Annotated in this window: 1 protein-coding gene; it reads right to left on the reverse strand. The window is 54.4% G+C overall.

All coding sequences use genetic code 11. From position 1 onward, the window contains the following. Positions 1-535, reverse strand: a 535-nt coding sequence (locus SQ11_RS15505; protein WP_041515106.1) for a sodium/proton-translocating pyrophosphatase, incomplete at both ends; no start/stop codon positions are given.

The following is a 535-nucleotide window of genomic DNA, read 5'->3' on the forward strand; positions in this document are numbered from 1 at the left end:
AAACCATACGGTAATGGGCAGATAGGCGAAGAAAGCGATGCCACCGGCAACGGCCAGTCCGCGATACAGGGCGTTCATGATTTTGCCGCCTTCACGCATCTTGACAAAATAGCAGCCGATGATTGATGCAATGATGGATGCTGCGCCCAGTGCAAGCGGATAAACCACTGCATTGCCTGTTTCGGTCTGAAACAGTAGCGCGCCCAGCAGCATGGTCGCAATGATGGTGACCGCGTAGGTTTCAAACAGATCAGCTGCCATTCCGGCACAATCTCCCACGTTATCGCCTACGTTGTCTGCAATGACTGCAGGATTGCGTGGATCGTCCTCAGGAATTCCAGCTTCAACTTTACCCACCAGGTCGGCACCGACGTCGGCACCTTTGGTGAAAATGCCACCCCCCAGCCGTGCGAAAATCGAAATCAGCGAACCGCCAAAGGCGAAACCAACCAGCGGGTGGATGAGATTGCTGATATTGCTGCTTTCATCTGCGCCACTGAGCAGCAGGGCGGTATAGCTTGCCACACCAAGCAGA

The organism is Nitrosospira sp. NpAV (genome assembly GCF_000832065.1).
Lineage (GTDB): Bacteria > Pseudomonadota > Gammaproteobacteria > Burkholderiales > Nitrosomonadaceae > Nitrosospira.